The sequence below is a fragment of the Nocardia cyriacigeorgica genome, assembly GCF_005863245.1.
GTDB classification, from domain to species: Bacteria; Actinomycetota; Actinomycetes; order Mycobacteriales; family Mycobacteriaceae; genus Nocardia; species Nocardia cyriacigeorgica_C.
On sequence record NZ_VBUT01000013.1, the window covers coordinates 34,700 to 52,767 of the forward strand.

17 protein-coding genes and 1 pseudogene are annotated in these 18,068 nt (G+C 68.0%); 11 read left to right on the forward strand and 7 right to left on the reverse strand.

Annotated features, from left to right (window positions below; all coding sequences use genetic code 11):
- The first annotated feature begins 86 nt into the window (after positions 1 to 86).
- Positions 87 to 956, forward strand: coding sequence for a hypothetical protein (locus FEK34_RS26870; RefSeq protein ID WP_249359652.1), 870 nt, complete (start codon positions 87 to 89; stop codon positions 954 to 956).
- 137 nt (positions 957 to 1,093) lie between these two features.
- On the opposite strand, the gene FEK34_RS26875 is transcribed toward FEK34_RS26870, so the two are convergent.
- Positions 1,094 to 2,569, reverse strand: coding sequence for an MFS transporter (locus tag FEK34_RS26875; RefSeq protein WP_138452313.1), 1,476 nt, complete (start codon positions 2,567 to 2,569; stop codon positions 1,094 to 1,096).
- A 92-nt stretch (positions 2,570 to 2,661) separates the two neighbouring features.
- Between FEK34_RS26875 and FEK34_RS26880 the strand changes: the two genes are divergently transcribed.
- The 4 genes from FEK34_RS26880 to FEK34_RS26895 are packed head-to-tail and all read left to right on the forward strand — an operon-like array spanning position 2,662 to position 5,922.
- Positions 2,662 to 3,345: a TetR/AcrR family transcriptional regulator gene (locus tag FEK34_RS26880; RefSeq protein ID WP_138452315.1), complete on the forward strand. Its 684-nt coding sequence runs from the start codon at positions 2,662 to 2,664 to the stop codon at positions 3,343 to 3,345.
- Positions 3,342 to 4,454 (forward strand): lycopene cyclase family protein, encoded by a 1,113-nt coding sequence (locus FEK34_RS26885; RefSeq protein WP_138452317.1) that lies wholly within the window; start codon positions 3,342 to 3,344, stop codon positions 4,452 to 4,454. The genes FEK34_RS26880 and FEK34_RS26885 overlap by 4 nt, the downstream gene beginning before the upstream one ends.
- A complete protein-coding gene (locus FEK34_RS26890; RefSeq protein ID WP_138452319.1) occupies positions 4,454 to 5,362 on the forward strand; it encodes a Ku protein in 909 nt (302 codons plus the stop codon). The genes FEK34_RS26885 and FEK34_RS26890 overlap by 1 nt, the downstream gene beginning before the upstream one ends.
- 29 nt (positions 5,363 to 5,391) lie before the next feature.
- Positions 5,392 to 5,922 carry a GNAT family N-acetyltransferase gene (locus FEK34_RS26895; RefSeq protein WP_138452321.1) on the forward strand — a complete coding sequence of 177 codons (531 nt, stop codon included), beginning with the start codon at positions 5,392 to 5,394 and terminating at the stop codon, positions 5,920 to 5,922.
- A gap of 4 nt (positions 5,923 to 5,926) precedes the next feature.
- Here the strand turns inward: FEK34_RS26895 and FEK34_RS26900 are convergent, their stop codons facing one another.
- Positions 5,927 to 6,397 carry a DUF6194 family protein gene (locus tag FEK34_RS26900; RefSeq protein WP_138452323.1) on the reverse strand — a complete coding sequence of 157 codons (471 nt, stop codon included), beginning with the start codon at positions 6,395 to 6,397 and terminating at the stop codon, positions 5,927 to 5,929.
- 74 nt (positions 6,398 to 6,471) lie between these two features.
- Here FEK34_RS26900 and FEK34_RS26905 point away from each other — a divergent pair, with 74 nt between their 5' ends.
- The 5 genes and pseudogenes from FEK34_RS26905 to FEK34_RS26925 all read left to right on the forward strand — a co-directional run bounded on the left by FEK34_RS26905 (position 6,472) and on the right by FEK34_RS26925 (position 13,159).
- Positions 6,472 to 7,182, forward strand: a complete 711-nt coding sequence (locus FEK34_RS26905) for a MerR family transcriptional regulator (RefSeq protein ID WP_138452325.1) — start codon at positions 6,472 to 6,474, stop codon at positions 7,180 to 7,182.
- A gap of 190 nt (positions 7,183 to 7,372) precedes the next feature.
- Positions 7,373 to 9,003: pseudogene (locus FEK34_RS26910) on the forward strand (ABC-F family ATP-binding cassette domain-containing protein).
- 601 nt (positions 9,004 to 9,604) lie between these two features.
- Entirely contained in the window at positions 9,605 to 10,645 is a 1,041-nt protein-coding gene (locus FEK34_RS26915) for an ATP-grasp domain-containing protein (protein WP_249359674.1), read from the forward strand.
- A 35-nt stretch (positions 10,646 to 10,680) separates the two neighbouring features.
- A complete protein-coding gene (locus FEK34_RS26920; protein ID WP_138452327.1) occupies positions 10,681 to 12,657 on the forward strand; it encodes a hypothetical protein in 1,977 nt (658 codons plus the stop codon).
- 295 nt (positions 12,658 to 12,952) lie between these two features.
- Positions 12,953 to 13,159 (forward strand): hypothetical protein, encoded by a 207-nt coding sequence (locus FEK34_RS26925; protein WP_138452329.1) that lies wholly within the window; start codon positions 12,953 to 12,955, stop codon positions 13,157 to 13,159.
- Between the two features lie 36 nt (positions 13,160 to 13,195).
- Here the strand turns inward: FEK34_RS26925 and FEK34_RS26930 are convergent, their stop codons facing one another.
- Entirely contained in the window at positions 13,196 to 14,062 is an 867-nt protein-coding gene (locus FEK34_RS26930) for an alpha/beta fold hydrolase (RefSeq protein ID WP_138452331.1), read from the reverse strand.
- Between the two features lie 73 nt (positions 14,063 to 14,135).
- Entirely contained in the window at positions 14,136 to 15,155 is a 1,020-nt protein-coding gene (locus FEK34_RS26935) for a crotonase/enoyl-CoA hydratase family protein (protein ID WP_138452333.1), read from the reverse strand.
- Positions 15,156 to 15,317: 162 nt separating this feature from the next.
- On the opposite strand from FEK34_RS26935, the gene FEK34_RS26940 reads away from it, so the two are divergent.
- Complete coding sequence (locus tag FEK34_RS26940; RefSeq protein ID WP_138452335.1) at positions 15,318 to 15,923, forward strand: TetR/AcrR family transcriptional regulator; 606 nt, start codon at positions 15,318 to 15,320, stop codon at positions 15,921 to 15,923.
- A gap of 7 nt (positions 15,924 to 15,930) precedes the next feature.
- Here FEK34_RS26940 and FEK34_RS26945 read toward each other — a convergent pair whose 3' ends face one another.
- The 3 genes from FEK34_RS26945 to FEK34_RS26955 all read right to left on the reverse strand — a co-directional run bounded on the left by FEK34_RS26945 (position 15,931) and on the right by FEK34_RS26955 (position 18,051).
- On the reverse strand, positions 15,931 to 16,437 hold the full coding sequence (locus tag FEK34_RS26945) for a GNAT family N-acetyltransferase (RefSeq protein ID WP_249359654.1): 507 nt from the start codon (positions 16,435 to 16,437) through the stop codon (positions 15,931 to 15,933).
- 78 nt (positions 16,438 to 16,515) lie between these two features.
- Complete coding sequence (locus FEK34_RS26950; protein WP_138452337.1) at positions 16,516 to 17,346, reverse strand: SAM-dependent methyltransferase; 831 nt, start codon at positions 17,344 to 17,346, stop codon at positions 16,516 to 16,518.
- Positions 17,347 to 17,421: 75 nt separating this feature from the next.
- Complete coding sequence (locus FEK34_RS26955) at positions 17,422 to 18,051, reverse strand: YczE/YyaS/YitT family protein (RefSeq protein ID WP_138452339.1); 630 nt, start codon at positions 18,049 to 18,051, stop codon at positions 17,422 to 17,424.
- Between the last annotated feature and the right edge of the window lie 17 nt (positions 18,052 to 18,068).

The following is an 18,068-nucleotide window of genomic DNA, read 5'->3' on the forward strand; positions in this document are numbered from 1 at the left end:
ACCGGCCCGTGAAACCACCCATCCGGGTGTGCGACGGGTCCGAATGTCGAACAGACATCGGACTCACTTCCGGATGAAAGGCAATCATGGCCACAGCCAAGCACAGGATGATCCACCCGCAGCGGCAGAAGGTCGGGTCGATCGTTGTGGCGGGCGCGGTTCCACTCGTCATGGCGCTCGTCGGCACGGGCACCGCCACGGCCACCACCCAGCCGGCGCAGCCGGCGACGGTGACCGGTCACGCACCCGGCACGGCGGCTTTCGGCGGTTCCACGCAGGCGGCGCCGATCGCGGAACCGGGCGCGCCGCAGGCTCCCGAGGCCCTCGCGGCAGCTCCGGCCACCGCGGGCCAGTCGGCCGCCCAACCCGGCGCGCACACCACGCTCGCCTGGTCGCGCCCGGTTCCCGACAAGGACTACCTCGCACCCCTCGGCGATCTGCACGCTCCCACGCAGGTGCAGCCGGTGGCGCCGATCGCGCCGCCGCCGGGGCAGCTGCGTTTCGGTGACGTCTCCATCGAGTCGCCGACCTGGCTGGATCCGCAGCAGGCCGCGCAGGTCAACGACGGCGCCGCCAACGCCGAGGCGAGTTTGGCGACCTTCCTCGACTCCGTCGGCATGGAACGCAGCCGCTCGGATCGGGTCGCCAGCCAGACCATCGGTGCGGCCGCGGTCGGCGCGGTGGCGGGTGCGAGCGCGAGCACTCCGCTGGCGGCCACCTCGGCCGTGGTCGGCGCGGTCGCCGGTCTGGTCGCCGGTGTGCCGTTCCTGCCCGCCGGGCTCGTCGCGGGACCGATGCTCGGTGCCGCCATCGGTGCCGCGGTGATCGCGGTGCCCGCCGCCGCGATCGGGGCCGCCGCCGGTGCCGCCATCGGTGCCGCCGACGCGCTCGCGGCCCCGCCACACGGTTCGCCGGTCGACGCCCAGCCCGCGCCGGGCGCAGCCGTCACCTCCTGATCCGGGCGGCAACGCCCGAATACGATCCAGCCCCTGGCGGACACGCGAATTCACAGGGTCGGCGTCACCACTCATTCGGCAGTGGTGCCACGACCAGGTGAATCCGCTCCCCGCCAGGGGCTGGATTCGTCGATGTCTCAGCGACCTTTCGGCGTCGCCACCAGCACGATGACCGCCATCGCCACCAGGATGAGCGCGCCGACCGTCGTCGCGGCATGCATACCGTTCACGAACGACTCCCGCGCGGCCTCGACGATCGCCGGCTGGTCGCCGTCGCGGGCGAGCGTCTCCCCCAGCGTCGATTCGAAGTTCCCGCCCGAGCGGAACACCACCGCCGCCAGCGAGCCGAGCAGCGCCAGACCCAGCGCGTTGCCGAGTTCGAAGCTGGTCTCCGAGATCCCGACGGCCGAGCCCGCGCGCTCCGGCGGCACGGACGACACCGCAACCTCCGACACCAGGGTGAAGGTGATGCCGTAGCCGATACCGGCGATCGCGGATCCGGCGATGTACCAGGCCAATCCGCCGTCCACACCGACGCCGAGCAGCATCAGATTGCCGAGCGCCGCGGCGAACAACGCCATCGCGAAGGTGATCCGCACCCCGAACCGGCGCCCCACCGTCGCACCCGTCATCGAGAAGATGAACACCGCGATCGCCATGGGGATCCCGAGCAGGGCCGCCACCAGCGGGTCGCGGCCGGTGACCGACTGCAAATAGATGCTGGCCAGATAGCTCATCGCGGCCAGCGACATCATCCCGGCCAGGCTGGAGCCGATTGCCACCGAGAACTGCCCGCGACCGAACAGCCCCAGGTCGAGCAGGGGTTCGTCGAGGTGACGCTGCCTGCGCACGAACAACGTCAGCACGACCGCACCGATCAATCCGATCACCGCCGCCCCGGTGTCCGGGCCGTGCTCCGCGGCGTGCTTGACCGCGTAGACCAGCGGCAGGATGCCGCCGATGGACAGCGCAACGCTCGGCAGGTCCAGCGGGCCGAGCGAGGTCGCGCGATGCTCGGGCAGCAGCACCGGGGCGAGCGCGAGCAGGATCAGCAGCACCGGGACGTTGATCAGGAACACCGAACCCCACCAGAAGTGGTGCAGCAGCACCCCGCCGATGATCGGGCCCACCGCCGAACCGCCGGCGAAGAACGCCGTCCACACTCCGATCGCGGTAGCGCGCTGTTTGGCGTCGGCGAACAGCGTCGAGATCAGCGACAGGCTCGACGGCAGCAGGGTGGCGCCGCCGATGCCCATGAGCGCCCGCGCCGCGATGAGCACGCCCGCGCTCGGCGCGAAGGCCGCCAGGGCCGAGGCGATACCGAACACCGTCGCGCCGGCCAGCAGAATGCGCCTGCGCCCGATCCGGTCACCGAGATTGCCCATGGTGATGAGCAGGCCGGCGATCAGGAACCCGTAGATGTCGAGGATCCAGAGTTGCGCGGACGCCGAGGGGTCCAGGTCGACGGTGAGCGTGGGCAGCGCGAGGAACAGCACCGAGACGTCCATCGACACCAGCAGCACCGGCAATACCAGCACCCCGAGGCCGAGCCAGGCCCGCCGCGGGGCCACGCTCGAATCCGGGGCGGGCCGCACCGCCTCCACGTTCGTCATCCACCGATTCCTCTCCCTGGCGCGTACGACGTACGCATGAAGTCCGGGTACAGTGTACGCATCCTGGCCGGACATCGAAAGGCAGTCATGGGATGACCGAGCCGAAGCTCACAAAAGCGGCCATCGTCGACGCGGCGATCGAACTCGCCGACAGCGACGGCCTCGACGCGCTGTCCATGCGCCGCATCGCCGATCGCCTCGGCGTCGGCGCCATGTCGCTGTACCGGCATGTCACCAACAAGGACGAGCTCATCGCGGCGATGACCGACGAGGTGGCCGGGCGCTACCCGTATCCGTCGACCGCCGAACGGAATTGGACCTGGCGCGACCGCGTGCGCATCGCCGCCGAGATCGACTGGAATCTCTACCAGCAGCATCCGTGGGTGCTGCTGACCTTCGCGGTGCCGCGCTACAGCTTCGGCCCGAGCAGCATGGGATGCCTGGCCTGGCTGGTCGAGGGCTTCCGCGAACTGGACGTCAGCACGCATGAGGCGACTCAGATGGCGTTCGCAGTCTGGAACTACATCTCCGGTGCGACGCTGCCCCACATCAGTTCGGCGCTGCTGACCAGCAAGGGCCTCGACTCCGACGACGAGAACGGATTGCGCGCACTGCTGGCGGGCCGTCCGCTGCATCCGGTGCCGCCCGCGCTGGCCGAGTTGGAGGGCGCCGACGACGGCCGATTCGCCCAGGTCGACTTGCTGCAACTGGGGCTGGACGCGCTGTGCGACGGCTTCGCCGCCAGGGCCGCCGCCCAGGCAGGCGAGAGGTGTTGACCCGCCCGGATGTGGTCGTCTGCGGGCTGGGCCCGGCGGGGCAGGCACTCGCCCACCGCTGCCTGACGCGCGGACTTTCCGTCGCGGTGGTCGACCCCGCACCACAACGTGCCTGGACGGCCACCTATGCGGCATGGGCCGACGAACTTCCCGGCTGGCTGGACCCCGCCGTGGTGGCGGCGATCATCGAGCAGCCCGTGGCCTGGGGCAGTCGCGAACACCGCATCGACCGCCCCTACGCCGTGCTCGATACCGCCAGGCTCCAGCAGTCGCTGGATCTCACCGGCGCCGAGGTCCACGCCGACCGGGTGACGGCTCTGACCTCGCGGACCGCGACGCTGGCCTCGGGAGCGGTGCTGCGTGCCGAGCGGGTGATCGACGCGCGCGGCCTGGCCCGCTCATCGTCGCGGGCGGAGCAGACCGCCTACGGCATCGTCGTCGACAGCGAGCGCTGCGCAGGCGTCGTGCCCCTGTTCATGGACTGGCGCCTCGACAACGGCGCGCCGGCGCAGGCGCCGCGTTCGTTCCTGTACGCGGTGCCACTGGGCGGTGGCGCCATGTTGCTCGAGGAGACCTGCCTGGCCGGGCATCCGGCCCTCGATCAGCGCACGCTGACCGAGCGCCTGCATCACCGATTGCGGGCGCGCGGTATCGGCGTCGACGGCCACGAACGGATCGAGCGGGTGCGGTTCCCCGTCAGCGGCGGCGCACCAGGACGTGCGCGCTTCGGGGCGGCCGGTGGGTTCACTCATCAGGCCACCGGGTACAGCGTCGCCGCCGCGGTGTCCGCCGCCGATTCCGTCGCGGCCGGTGAGTCGCCCGCACCGCCGTCGGCCCGCCTCGTGCACGGATTCCGCGAAGCCGGATTGCGGGCCTTGCTCAGGCTCGCACCGGAGGATCTTCCGGTCTTCTTCGACGCATTTTTCGACCTACCGGAACCCTTACAACGCGCGTACCTGTCCGGCCGCACCGACGCCTACGGGACCGCCGCCGCCATGCGCGCGCTCTTCCTCCGGCTGCCGGGACGACTGCGATGGCAGCTCGCGGCAGCGACACTCCGGTTACCGTTTGACGAGCGAGGTCGGCGAGATTCGTCCATGATGGGGTGATGCGGTCAATCTGGAAAGGCTCGATCGCGTTCGGGCTGGTGAACGTCCCGGTGAAGGTGTACACCGCCACCGAGGACCACGACATCCGCTTTCATCAGGTCCACGCCAAGGACGGCGGCCGGATCAAATACGACCGGGTCTGCTCGGTATGCGGGAAATCGGTGCAATACGCCGATATCGACAAGGCCTACGAATCGCCCGAGGGCGACAAGGTGATCCTGACCGACGAGGATTTCGCCAAACTTCCGGTCGCCGAGAAACACGAAATCCCGGTGCTGCAATTCGTGCCGAGCGATCAGATCGACCCGATCCTCTACGACAAGACCTACTACCTCGAACCCGACTCGACGACGCCCAAGGCCTATGTGCTGCTCGCGGCCACCTTGGAGCGCATCGAACGCACCGCGCTGGTGCACTTCACCCTGCGCCAGAAAACCCGGCTGGCCGCGCTCCGGGTTCGCGACGGCATGCTCGTGTTGCAGACGCTGCTGTGGCCGGACGAGGTGCGTTCGGTGTCGTTCGAATCGCTGGAGAACGCGACGAAGCCGCGGCCGCAGGAAATCAAGATGGCCGAGACGCTGGTCGATTCCATGTCGGAGGATTTCGACCCGAGCGAATTCACCGACGAATATCAGATCGAACTCAAGCGACTGCTCGACGAGGCCATCGCCAGCGGCACCGGCAAGGTCCCCGAACAACCCGAGGCCGAGCCCGTCGCCCAGGACGCCGAGGTGGTCGATCTGGTGGCCGCGTTGCAGCGCAGCCTGGAAGCCAGCGGCCGCCGCGCCGAGGACGGCAAGAAACGGTCGGCCCCGGCGAAGAAGACCGCCGCCAAGAAGACCGCGAGCAAGAGCACCGCGGCCAAGAAGACGACCGCGAAGAAGACCGCCACGCGCAAAGGCGCCTGAATCGGGCATACCGCTGGCAAACTGATCACATGGACCCCGCCATCGCGATCGTCCCCATGGGCCTCGGCCATCTGCGTCAGGTCCTCGACCTCGGACACGAGGTCTACGACACCTCGGTCAAGCCCTACACCTCCTGGTCGCTGACCTCGGTGGCCGAGCATCTGGACAGCCCCGACAACGCGTGCTGGGTGGCACTCGATTCCGATCGAGTGGTCGGTTTCGTACTCGGCTCCATGGAATTCGAACTGCGTGACGACTGGGGCTATCTGGAATGGATCGCCGTCGCCCCGGATATGCAGGGCCACGGCATCGCGGGCAGGCTCGTCGAGGCATGCTGCACCGCGCTGTTCGCCCGTGGCGCCCGCCGCACCGTCACCGATGTGGAGTCGAGCAACGAGGCGTCGGCGAAACTCATGCAGCGCAACGGTTTCGGCGCGGCGACAACCATCACGCTGTTCGTCCGCGCCGATCCCGCCGCACCCGAGGCCGACGCCGACTCCCCCGGCCTGTCGCCGTCGACCAAACGCAACCTGGCCCGCACCGGGCGCCTACGACGCTGAAGGCTCAGCCCTGCGTCGCCGCGCGGCGCTCATATCGCGCCCGCGCCCGGTCGTAGGCGTCACGAAGCAGCTCGCGCACGGTCTCACCGGTTCTTTGCCCGGGATTCACCACCGCCAGCCAACCGGCGCCGGCGTAGACGGGATGCGCGAACACGGTATCGGTGGCGGCGAAGTCGGTCCCCGGGTCGGTCTCCCGCGGCGAATGACCGGTCCAGCGGGTGAACGCCTCCCGGCTCGCCGCGATATTGACCCGGAACGCCCCCGGCCGGTCCAGATCCGATTTCTCGTCACCCGGATAGTTCTTGGTGACGATCGTCGCGAAGGGCTGGGTCGTGGCCGGTACTTCGCCGCTGGGCGAGTAGTAGAAGAACAGGTCACCCCAGGCGATCTCGGGTGAGCCGTCGCCGGGGCCGGGCCGCAGGGTGAGGACACCGTCAAGGCCTGCCACATACTCGATGATCTCGTCGATGCTCATGTGTTCCAGCGTTTCATTACAGTGCTTGTGGAGACTTCGCAGAGAATGCCCGCAGGTAGATAAGGAAACGCGCCGTGGAAACCCTGCACTCGTCATTGCGAACGGTCGACGTCGCGCGCCGCGCGGGCTACTCCGTGCAGCAGGTGCGCAAGCTCGAGCGCGACGGGGTCCTTCCGCCGGCGACCCGCACGGAATCGGGTTATCGCGCCTACGGGGACATCCACGTCCGATCGGCGCTCGCGTATCGCGCGCTGGCCGCGGGTGTCGGCCCGGTCGAGGCCAAACAGATCATGCGCGTGGTTCACCACGCACCGCTTCCCGAAGCTCTCGCCCGGCTCGATGACGCCCACGCCCGGCTCGCCCGCGAACGCACCGAGCTGCGGTTGGCCCGCGCCGCGGCCGCGGCGATCTCGGCCGAGCCGATCGCCGAGGTCGTGGACTCGGATGCGATGTCGGTCTCGGAGCTGGCCGGCGCACTCGGGATCCGCGCCTCCACCTTGCGCCACTGGGAGGCGGAAGGGCTCATCACCCCGGATCGGGTCCGGTCCGGCGGCGCCCGCCGCTACTCCCCCGCGCAGGTACGCGATGCCCGGATCATCCACCAGCTGCGCAGCGCCGGTTACCGCATCGACACGCTGCGGACGTTGGTGCCCGACCTCCCGCGCGCGCATCACGACGACGCCATCGCCGCCGCCCTGGCCTCCCGCGAGACGAGCATCACGGCACGCTCTCGCGCCCTGCTGGATGCCTCCGCGGTCCTCGCCGCCATCATCGCCCGGACCTAATTCGGTTGCCCCGGCCGATTCCGTTGCTATCGTCGTCCGGGAGTAATCGCATTGAGGGAGTACCGGCATGGTAGGTGAACTCGACATCTCCGGGGTCACCCGGCTCTGACGGCCACCAGCAGGCGCGCGGCGCCGCTGACGTGGCCATGTCGCCGTTCGTCTACTCATCCCCACACCCGAGGACTCACTCATGTCCGATGCGTTCATCGTCTGCTCCGACCTGACCTTCACCTGGCCCGACGACACCCCCGTCTTCACCGGTCTGTCGTTCAGTATTCCCGGCGGCCGCACCGGCCTGGTCGCCCCAACGGCGCCGGAAAGAGCACGCTGCTGCGGCTGATCGCCGGTGAGCTGCGACCGCGCGGCGGCACGATCTCCGTCGACGGCGTGCTCGGCTACCTGCCGCAAACCCTGCCCCTGACCGGCGATCGCACCGTCGCCGAAATCCTCGGTATCGCACCGGTATCAGCGGCCCTGAACGCCGTCGAATCCGGTGACACCAGCGAGGAGCACTTCACCACGATCGGCACCGATTGGGACATCGAGGAACGCACCCGCGCCCAACTCGACCGCCTCGACCTCGGGGACATCGCGTTCACCCGCCGCTCCGGCACGCTCAGCGGCGGCCAGATCGTCTCGCTCGGCCTCGCGGCACAACTGCTGCGCAGACCCGACGTGCTGCTATTGGACGAGCCGACCAACAACCTCGATCTCGCTGCCCGCCACAAGCTCTACGACGTGCTCGGCGACTGGAGCGGGACCCTGCTGCTGGTCAGCCACGACCGGGCCTTGCTCGATCGGATGGACCGCATCGCCGAACTGCACAGCGGCGACATCCGTTTCTACGGAGGCACTTTCACCGACTACGAGGCAGCCGTCCGCGCCGAGCGCGAGATCGCCGAGAAGAACATTCGCACCGCCGAACAGGAGGTCAAACGGGAGAAGCGGGAATTGCAACAGGCCAGAGAACGTGCCGCGCGCCGGGCGAGCACTGCCGCCAGGAATCTGGGCAGTGCCGGGCTGCCCAAGATCTTCGCCGGCACCATGAAGCGCAATGCGCAGGAATCGGCGGGGAAAGCCGACGGCACGCACAGCGCGCGGGTGGCGGCGGCCGAGTCCAGACTCGACGAGGCCGGGCGGGCGCTTCGCACCGACCAGAAGATCAGCCTCGAGCTGCCCGATACCGATGTGCCTGCCGGGCGCACGGTGTTCAGTGGGACCGGGTTGCGGCTGCGGTTGGGTGAGCGCGAGATGTTCGCCGGCGACGGCGTCGATCTGCTCATTCGCGGCCCGGAGCGGATCGCCTTGACCGGTCCCAACGGCGCGGGCAAATCCACTGTGCTGCGGATGATCCGCGGGGAATTGGATCCCGACGCGGGGTCGGTCACCCGCTCCGATGGCCGCGTCGCGTACGTGTCGCAACGGCTGGACCTGCTGGATCTGGACCGAAGTGTCGCCGGCAACCTTGCTGTGTCCGCCCCGGACCTGCCCGACTCGCGGCGGATGAACCTGCTGGCCCGGTTCCTGTTCCGCGGCTCGCGCGTGCACCTGCCGGTCGGCGCATTGTCCGGCGGTGAACGGCTGCGCGCCACCCTCGCGTGCGTGCTGTTCGCCGAGCCCGCGCCGCAATTGCTGCTGCTGGACGAGCCGACCAACAACCTCGATCTGGTGAGCGTCGGCCAATTGGTCAGCGCGCTCGAGGCCTATCGCGGCGCTTTCGTGGTGGTCAGTCACGACGAACGCTTCCTCGCCGATATCGGGGTGCGGCGCAGGCTGCACCTGGCCGACGGCCTGCTGCGCGAGATCGCGGCACCCCACTGATCGCCCGGTAGCCGTTGCCGCCGGTGGCCGCCGCTGTTCCTGGTCACCGGCAGCGCACGAATGGTCTGCGCCGTCGGGTTCGATCAGGCGCGAAAACGCCTGGAAGAGCGCCTGAAAGATGGTAACCGTTTGGGAACGGAACCATTCGGGTACTCGTGTGAATGGCGGCAATACGGAGGGTAGGTCCATGAATCCCAGCCCCCAGAACGGGTTTCGATCACGCACGCGGCCTTCCCCTCACCAGTGCAGATGAGGATGCCGGCCGACGAGAGAACCAGGCGAACAGGGCGCGCACACTTCTGAACAGGCAGAACACGTCTGCCGGAAGTCGCTGCCGTAGCCGAGAAACGGCCGAGAGATCAACCGATCTCGCACGGCCGAGAGGGGACGAGTTTTGTCGATTGCACCACAGGAACCGGAAGGCCGAAATCCGGACAAAGGATATGTTGCCCTACTGGGCTGGAGTTTGAATGCCGTCGAGGCCGTCGACCGCTTCGACCGGCGATACGTGGTCGTCGCTCCGGAATGGATCGAAGACTACTGCGCGGAGAACGGAATACCCTATATTCCGTGGAATTTCGAACGCCTCAACGACCGTTCGATGGAGATCGCCGAAACGCTGCGCGATATGGGTGTCGACGTGGCGATTCCGATCTTCGAGGAAACCGTGGAATGGGCGGGCGCGATCAACGCGGTGCTGATGGACAATCCGCGGCTGTTCGGGCAGGCCATGCTGCTGCGCGACAAGGCGCTGATGAAGCGGCGGGCCCAGCTGGGCGGCATCCGGGTCGGCATCTTCGAAGAGGCGCACGAGCGCGATGACGTCGCGCGCTTCCTCAAGCGCGTCAACCAGACCCTGCTCAAGCTCGACGGCGACCCGAACGACCCGATCCACATCAAGGCCTTCGACAAGGCGGGCTGCCTCGGCCACCGGGTGATCAGGACACCCGATGAGATCGACACGATTCCCGACGAGGATTTCCCGCTGCTGATGGAATCACACCTGGACGGGTGGGAATTCGCGGTGGAGGCCTGGATCCACAACGGCAAGATCCGTTTCCTCAATATCTCCGAGTACGTCACGCTCGGCTATTCGGTGTTCGTGCCGGCAACGCCGGAGCTCGAGCGGTACCGGCCGGAGATCACCCGGCAGGTCGAGAAACTGATCAAGACCTTCGATATCGAATTCGGCTTCGTGCATCCGGAATACTTCGTCACCAGCGACGGCGAAATGTACTTCGGCGAGGTCGCTTATCGGCCGCCCGGTTTCAAAGTGTTCGAGCTGCTGGAGCGTACCTACGGTTTCAATGCCTACCACGCCCTGGTCCTCGCCTTCGACCCCAAGACCACCGAGGAAGAAATCGTGTCCTTCTTCCCGCGCGAAGTGGTGGATGCCAAAGGTCACGCCGGATGCTTCGGCGTGTACCCGCGGCGGCGCGTGGTCAGCCATCTGTCCATGCCGGAGGAAACCGAGGATCATGATTACTTCGAATCACACGAGCTCACCTCCCCGCTGTCGGAGAAGGTCACCAAGCGCACAGCCTTCGGAAACCATTGGGGCCTGTTGTATTTCTTCGGCGACGACCCGTACACGCTGCGGGATCTGCTGAAGCGACAGGAAGAGCTCGACTTCTATATCTGATCCGGGCCCCGGTCCGGTTCACGGGAGGATCCTGATTGAATCAGCTCAGCAGCGACGGGGCGTCCTTGGAGCGGCGTCTGGCCACCTTGGACCACGCCATCCGATCGCTCACCGACGCAGGTGATTTCGGCAAGCAGGTGAAGTTGCCGCGGACCTTCGACGCGCTGCGGCGAGTCCTCGCACTACCGGGCGGCTGCGCCGCGGTGCGCGCGCGGGCGGCCGAGCTGGAGAACGCGGGCCTGTTCCTCGGCACCGACTGGGCCTCACCGCAGATCTTGATCCCCTCGCTGAGCACCGGCTCGCTGCGCAGCCCGAACGCCGACACCGCGGTACTGGAGACGGTGAGCAACCTGCGCCTGCTCGCCGTCGCCAAGGGTGATTACGCACACCCGCTGATCAGCCCCGAGCAGGCCGACAGCCACCTGTCGCAGGTGCTGGCGGTCAACCTGTCGTTGCTGTTCACCCCGCCCACCGAAGCCGAACGGGCCCAACAGGGCCGGATGGCACAGGTCACGCGAGAACTGCTGCACCATCTCGTGGCCGAGGTCGGCTACGAGAAGGTGCTCGAGCATCTGGTCGACGAGATCTGGCGGATCCTGCGTCAACGGCCCATCCAGGTCGACGCGGTCAAACGCATGATCACCCAGATCGCGGTCGCGCGGGCCAATCCCGATATCGACCTCGGCGCCGGCGCGCTCGGCGCGGACCGGCTGATCAGCAGCCTCTACGGGACCACCGACGCCTGCCGGGAAGATCCGGGCGTCGAGATCTATCGCGAGCGCTTGGAAACGATGGACGACAGCGCCTTGCAATACGAAGCCTCGGGGTTCGCGCGCTCGATGCACGACACCGGCCTCGTCTCGCCCTATCACGCGGTGCTGCTGCGTCATCTGCTGGGCAAGGGCGACTATCTGCTCGCCGAGGCGATGGGATTGTCCAGCACCGGCCGCGACTGCCTGCTCTGCTATCACGAACTCGTCCACACGCTGATCGACGAGGCGGTGCGGGTCGAGACCGCGCAGTGCATCTACGGGCTGGCACTGCTGCTCGAGCGCGGCATCCTCTATCAGCCGCCGGTCGCTCCCGCGCTGTGGCGTCAGATCGGCCTACAGCTCTCGCCGACCTCCCGGCAGCGGCTGAGCCGGGTGTTCGGGCCCACCCCCGACGCTCGAGTGTGGCTGTTGGCGGGCGTGCTGTCGATGCTCGGGCTGCCGCTGGGCGTAGGGCAGGGCGACAACCCCACCTGCCAGTCGGCGCGGGCGTTGTCCATGTGGGCCTACAACGATCCCGACTATCTGCTGCACGCGGTGACGTGGGCAGCACGCGACGACGAGATCGTCATGCATTTCGAAGGCACCCCGATCTCCTCCCGCGACGACAGCGCCGGTGCCGCCGCGGGTCCGCCGATCGACCTCGATCCGGTGTCGGTGCTGGTGGTCCCGCATCTGGACCGGATCTACGCCGAGATGGGCAGGCATTGCCTCGGCCGCGACGGCGATCCGCACCGGTGGATCAATCCCGAGTTCCACGGCTGGTGGTCCGGGCGCGGTTTCCGCATCAATGTCGACGTCGCCACCGGCAACCTGACCGACCTCGACGATTTCCTGCGCCACTTCTATGCCAGCTACCACCCCTTCTACAACGGCAACCAACCCCTGATCCACCCGCAACCGGCCGGCATCGCGGTGACCGACAGCGCGGCCCGGTTCGTCGGCTGGCATGCCATCACGGTGCTGCGGGTGAACCTGGATCCGCAAGAACAGATGCGGGTCTATTTCTTCAACCCCAACAACGACAGCGGCCAGGACTGGGGCGACGGCGTCATCGTCGGCACCGCGGGCCACGGTGAGCGTTTCGGCGAAGCGTCGCTGCCGTTCGAACAATTCGCCTCGCGGCTCTACATCTTCCATTTCGACCCGCTGGAACCGGGTGAATCCGCCTCCGTCGATCGCGAGGAACTGGACCGGGTGATCGGCTACGTCCACCGCAGCTGGGGTGCCGACCGGATCTAGGGCCCTCGACAAAACGGCGCACCACCGCAGACCCATCAGAGTTGCCGGTCATAAGCTGACTCCCGGCGGACCAAGCCACCGCTGATGCGGCCGTCCGAGCCGGAGAACCCGTGCTCACAACGGCCGGCGCCGCGCCGAGAGCATCACCACTGGTGGGGAGAGCGCACCGGTGAAACCGTGCTATGCGCAAGGCTTCTCGGCCAACACACCGACACGGCGGTACGGTCGATCTCCGTCGATATGCCGGATTTGCCGGTATGTTACTTACAGCAACTAGACGGTCGGGAGCGTTGACGTGGGTGCTGTGTCGGATTCCTATTTCGAAGGTCCGTGCCCGGGGGCGGTGCAGGCGAAGCTCGTATGCGAATTCTCCGATCCGCATTTCCGGCGATTGATGCGGCTGGCCGTGGATCTGTCCCCGGAATCGCAAGAACTGCTCGCGGGTTTCGCCCGCCGCTTTCGCGCCTCCGAGGGCCTGCTCCCCGATCCCGTGGGTGAATAGGGCGCGCTCACCCCGCGATCGAGCGCGCCCGGCATCTCATCGTTCGTCGAGCACCTCGCGCAGCTTCTTCGCGAACGCCTCCGGCTGCCCGGCGTAACCGTACTCACCGCCCATGAATCCACCGTGATGGCTCGGGAACACCGTCGGCTGCTGGCCGAGCAGCTCGGCCGTCGCCACGGCGGTGCGGCCGGTCATGACGCCGAGCGACTCCTCGCCGACGGCGATCACGATGCGGGTCGGCGCGACGGCGAGGGCCTCGACGTCGGGTCGGTAGTCCGACACCGCCCAGGACCGGTCCGACAGCAGCGGATCGTCGCGGGAGCCGTCGTCCTCGGTGGGCAGCCCGAACTGCGCGGGATCGGCGGCGGGCCGGGCGAAATAGTCCTCGGTGAATTCGCCCTGCCAGGACGTCATCGCGATGAAGTCGGCCATACCGGCACCGAAGCCCTTCGCCTGGTAGGCCTCGAAGGTCCGGGCTCGCGCCCGTGCGGCGGCAGTGGCGTCGGGCAGCAGCGTCAACAGCGGCGGCTCGTGCGCCACCAGCGTCACCACATCGCCGGGATGGGCGGCGACCAGCGCGAGCGCGGTGATCGCCCCGCCGCTGCTGGCGAAGAGGTCGACCGGCCCGGCACCAAGTGTCTCGATCAGCGCGTGTACATCCTCGGCCTGGACGGTCGGCGAATGGTCGATCCGGCCGTCCCTGCGGGTGCTGCGGCCGAGACCGCGCGGGTCATAGGTGACCACGGTGCGCTCGGGGAACTGTTCGACCAGGGCGGCGAACCCGCTGGCATCCATGGGCTGCGCGATCAGGACCAGCGGCGGGCGACCGTCGGCCGTGGGCAGCGGACCGTGCACCTCATAGGCGATGTCGGCGTCACCTGTGTCGAGAAAACGTGTCGTCATACCGGTAGTGACGGCGCGGGCCCGCGGAATTCATCGCGGGCCCGCGACCATGCTTCTCCGCCGCACACGAGGGTCAGCGTTCGAACTGCGCTCGCTTGTGGTCGCCGAACGGCTCGTCACGCTCGCGCACCGCCTCCCGGAAACCCACGGTGGCGGCGCGCAGCTGGAAGGCATAGCCCTCGCGGGTGTGCCGGGAGATGCCGTCGAACACGGTGCTGATCATGCCGGAGTTGGCCACACCCTGCGCGTACAGCGCCGAGTTCAAGGCCAGCTTCGCCATCATCAACTGGTTGACCGGCATCCGCGCGATCCGCTCCACCAGCGCCTCGGTGCGTTCGTCGAGCTCGTCGGCCGGGCAGGATTCCACCGCGAGGCCCCACTCCTCGGCCTGCTTGCCGCTGAGGCAGTCGCCGGTGAACAGCAACCGCTTGGCCCGCTGGTCACCGAGCCGATGCGCCCACATGCCGCCAGCCGGAATGCCCCAGGTGCGGGTGGGCGGATAACCGATCTTGGTGTCGTCGGCGCAGATGATCTGATCGGCATACAGCGCGATGTCGGTGCCGCCGGCGATGGCGAAGCCGTGCAACTTCGCCACGGTCGGCTTGTTCGCCTGCATGAGGCTGGCGAAGCCGCGGTTGAATCGGCTCATCATCGCGTAGTCGATCATGGGATCCCAGGTGCCCCACGGGTTGTGGTTGACCGCGTTGACCATTGGATCGACCACGGTGCCGGTGACCTCATCGGGCCCGCCGGCCGGCGAGAAGCCCTGCTCGGCGAACATGTCGAGGTCATAGCCGCCGCAGAAGCCCTTGCCGCGCCCCGACAGCAGGATGACGTGCACGCGCGGATCCAGATCGGCCCGTTCCACCGCGTCGGCGAGATCGCGCGGGGTGTCGGGGGTGATCGTGTTGCCTTTGTCGGGGCGGTTGAAGGTGAGCCGGGCGATGCGGCCGTCGCGCTGATAGGTGAGCGTCGGGTATTCGTGCTCGTCGGCGGGTGCGGGCCGATCCCGCCACGGTGAATCCGGCCCTTCGGTCCAGTTCTCATACCATGCCGCGGGCCGGGTGCCGGAATGTGATTGCTTGTCGGACAATGCTTTTCCTTTCACAGGCGGTATCCCTGGCGCCGGGACGAGTCGTGGGGCCGCCGCGTCGGCGGTTCGCCGCTACCGAGCAGCCTCGCCCACGACCCGGTTGACAGTCAATACTGACCGTGAAATTCTCGGGATCGACCACCGCACCGAGGGGATACCGCGATGCCCACCCGCGAACAACAGCGCAGCGCCACCCGCGCCCGCATCCTGGACGCGGCGACCCGGCTGCTGGTCGAGCGCGGTTACGCGGGCTGGTCCACGCTGGCGGTGCAGCATGCCGCCGGGTTGAGCCGCGGCGCCCTGCTGCACCACTTCCCCACCATCGACAGCCTCACCGCCGCACTCGTGCAGCATCTGGTCGAACTCAACGAGCACGCGGCCCGGCAGGCCGCCGAATCCCCCGGCGCGAGCGCCGACCCCATCGAACGCACCCTGTCCGCGCTGCTCGACACGATGACGCGACCGGCGGCCCAGGCCGAACAAGAACTCTGGGCGGCGGCCCGCACCGACCCCGCCCTCGCCTCGGTGCTGCGCGAATCCGAACGCCGCGCCGGGCGCGATCTGCACCGGGTCATCGACACGCTCTTCGGCCCCGAACTCACCGCCCACCCCCGCTACCCCGCGATCCGCGACCTCACCATCGCCATGCTGCGCGGCGTGGCCGCCGCGCATCCCCTGCGTACGAGCGATCATGCCGAAACGCGCACGCTCGACTATTGGGCGGACACGATCCGCACCCTGATCGACGCCGATACCGGCCCCGGCTGACCCGAATTCACACCGCCTGTAGGAACCAGTCCAGTTTGCCCTCGTCGGGATCGTCGGTGGTGTGGTGGTAGGCGAAGCCGACCCGGTGCGCCACCGCCACCGATGCCTTGTTGGCCGGGTCGATGCGCAGCACGGCCTCGTCGGCCAGATCGTGCGCGGCGATATAGCGGCAGGCCAGCACCACCGCACGGGCGGCCAGGCCGCGGCGACGGAACTGCGGGTAGATGCCGTAGGACACGTTCGCCTGCCGGTCCGCGAGGAAGTCCTGGCCGACCTGGATGTCGAGCGTCCCGACCAGCACACCGTCGTCCAGTGCCACGATCGCGAACGTCTTGCTCGGGCCGTCGGCTTCCCATTCGGCCACACAACGACGGAAGTGTTCGGTCACGGTGGCGAGCGTGCCCTGACCACCGTCACGCCATCGGGCCGACTCCGCGTCCTCCCCCGCCAGATGCGCCTGCGCATCGGCCACCGTGATCGGCCGGAGCCCGATCACCCCATCAGAAATCAACACGTGATCATGATCAGCGCAGACACGCCGCTCGGACAAGTGCCCAGTCGGCGCGCCGCCTCGAGAAGGGCCGAAAGACCCTCAGGGTTTGCGCGCCAGACCGGCGACGATCAGCTGATCCCATACCGTCAGTTCTCTTTCCGGCGTGCCGATGGTGGCGACCGAGGTATCGGATGCGGCGGGCGCGTCCGGGCGCCACAGCACCGCGGGCACAATGCCCGGCTCGAGGACCTCGAGATCGCCGAACAGGGCACGGATCTCGTCGTCGGTGCGCCAGCGCCCGCGACCGAACGTCGATTGCAGTTTCTGTTCGGCGGCTTCGGTCTCGGCATTGCCGCCGGACCGGAAATGCGAGATGAAAACCTGGCTGCCGGACGGGATCTGGTCGCGCCAGTACGACACCACTCCGTTGGGGTCCTCATCGTCGTTGAGGTGGTGCAGGATCGCGCTGAACACCATCGCGACCGGCTGGTCGAAATCGATCAGCCGCGCCACCTCGTCGCTGTGGCGAATCCGCTCGGGCTCACGCACATCCGCTTGCACCACGGTGGTGTTGTCGTCGGTGGCCAGCAGCGCGCGGCCGTGCGCGAGCACGATCGGGTCGTTGTCGACATAGACGACCTTCGCGCCGTCGGTGTAGCGGGCCGCGATCTGATGCACATTGTCAGCGGTCGGGAGCCCGCTGCCCAGATCGATGAATTGCCGCACACCGCTGCGGGCGATATCGCGCACCGCGCGCACCAGGGCCTGCCGGTTACCGAAGGCGATGGACACCGAGCCGGGCAGGTTGATCTTGAAGTGGTCGCCGATCTCCTGATCGACGGGGTAATTGTCCTTCCCGCCGAGCAGGTAGTCGTACACCCGCGCGATGCTGGGCGTATTCGGATCCACCACGCTCGCACTGTCGTTCATCACGCTCTCCCATCGACGGAGATCTCCCGTGCGCACATCGTAGGCGCTCGGGATATCTCGTGCAGGCACAACCCATTACGCGGTCGCGGCAATCGGTTCCGGTGCGCGGGCGGGGTCGTGCCCGAACCCGGGCAGCCAGCGATCGGCCACCGGTATCAGCAGCTGGATCAACGGCCCGATCCCGAAGGCGTACACCAGGGTGCCGAGGCCGACCGAGCCGCCGAGCAGCCATCCGGTGATCAGTACCGTGACCTCGATCGCGGTGCGCACCGCGCGGACCGACAGTCCGGTGCGCCGCACCAGGCCCGTCATCAGGCCGTCGCGCGGACCGGGACCCATCCCGGCGCCGATGTAGAGCACCGTCGCCACCGCGTTGAGCACCACCGCCGCGAACATCGCGGCCACCCGCACCGGCAGTGACTCCCACGGCGGCAGCATCCACAAGCCGGCGTCGACCGCGACCGCGATCACCACGACATTGCTCACCGTCCCCAGTCCGGGCCGCTGCCGCAACGGAATCCACGCCAGCAGGACCGCAATCCCCGTCAACGCGGTCACCGTTCCGAAACTCAGCGGCACGTGCCCGGCCACGCCCTGATGAAAGACATCCCAGGGATCCAGGCCGAGTCCTGCCCGCACCATCACGGCCATGGAGAACCCGTACAACCACAAACCCGCATACAACGCGACCAGCCGACGCACCATCGGTCCAGCTTCACCCA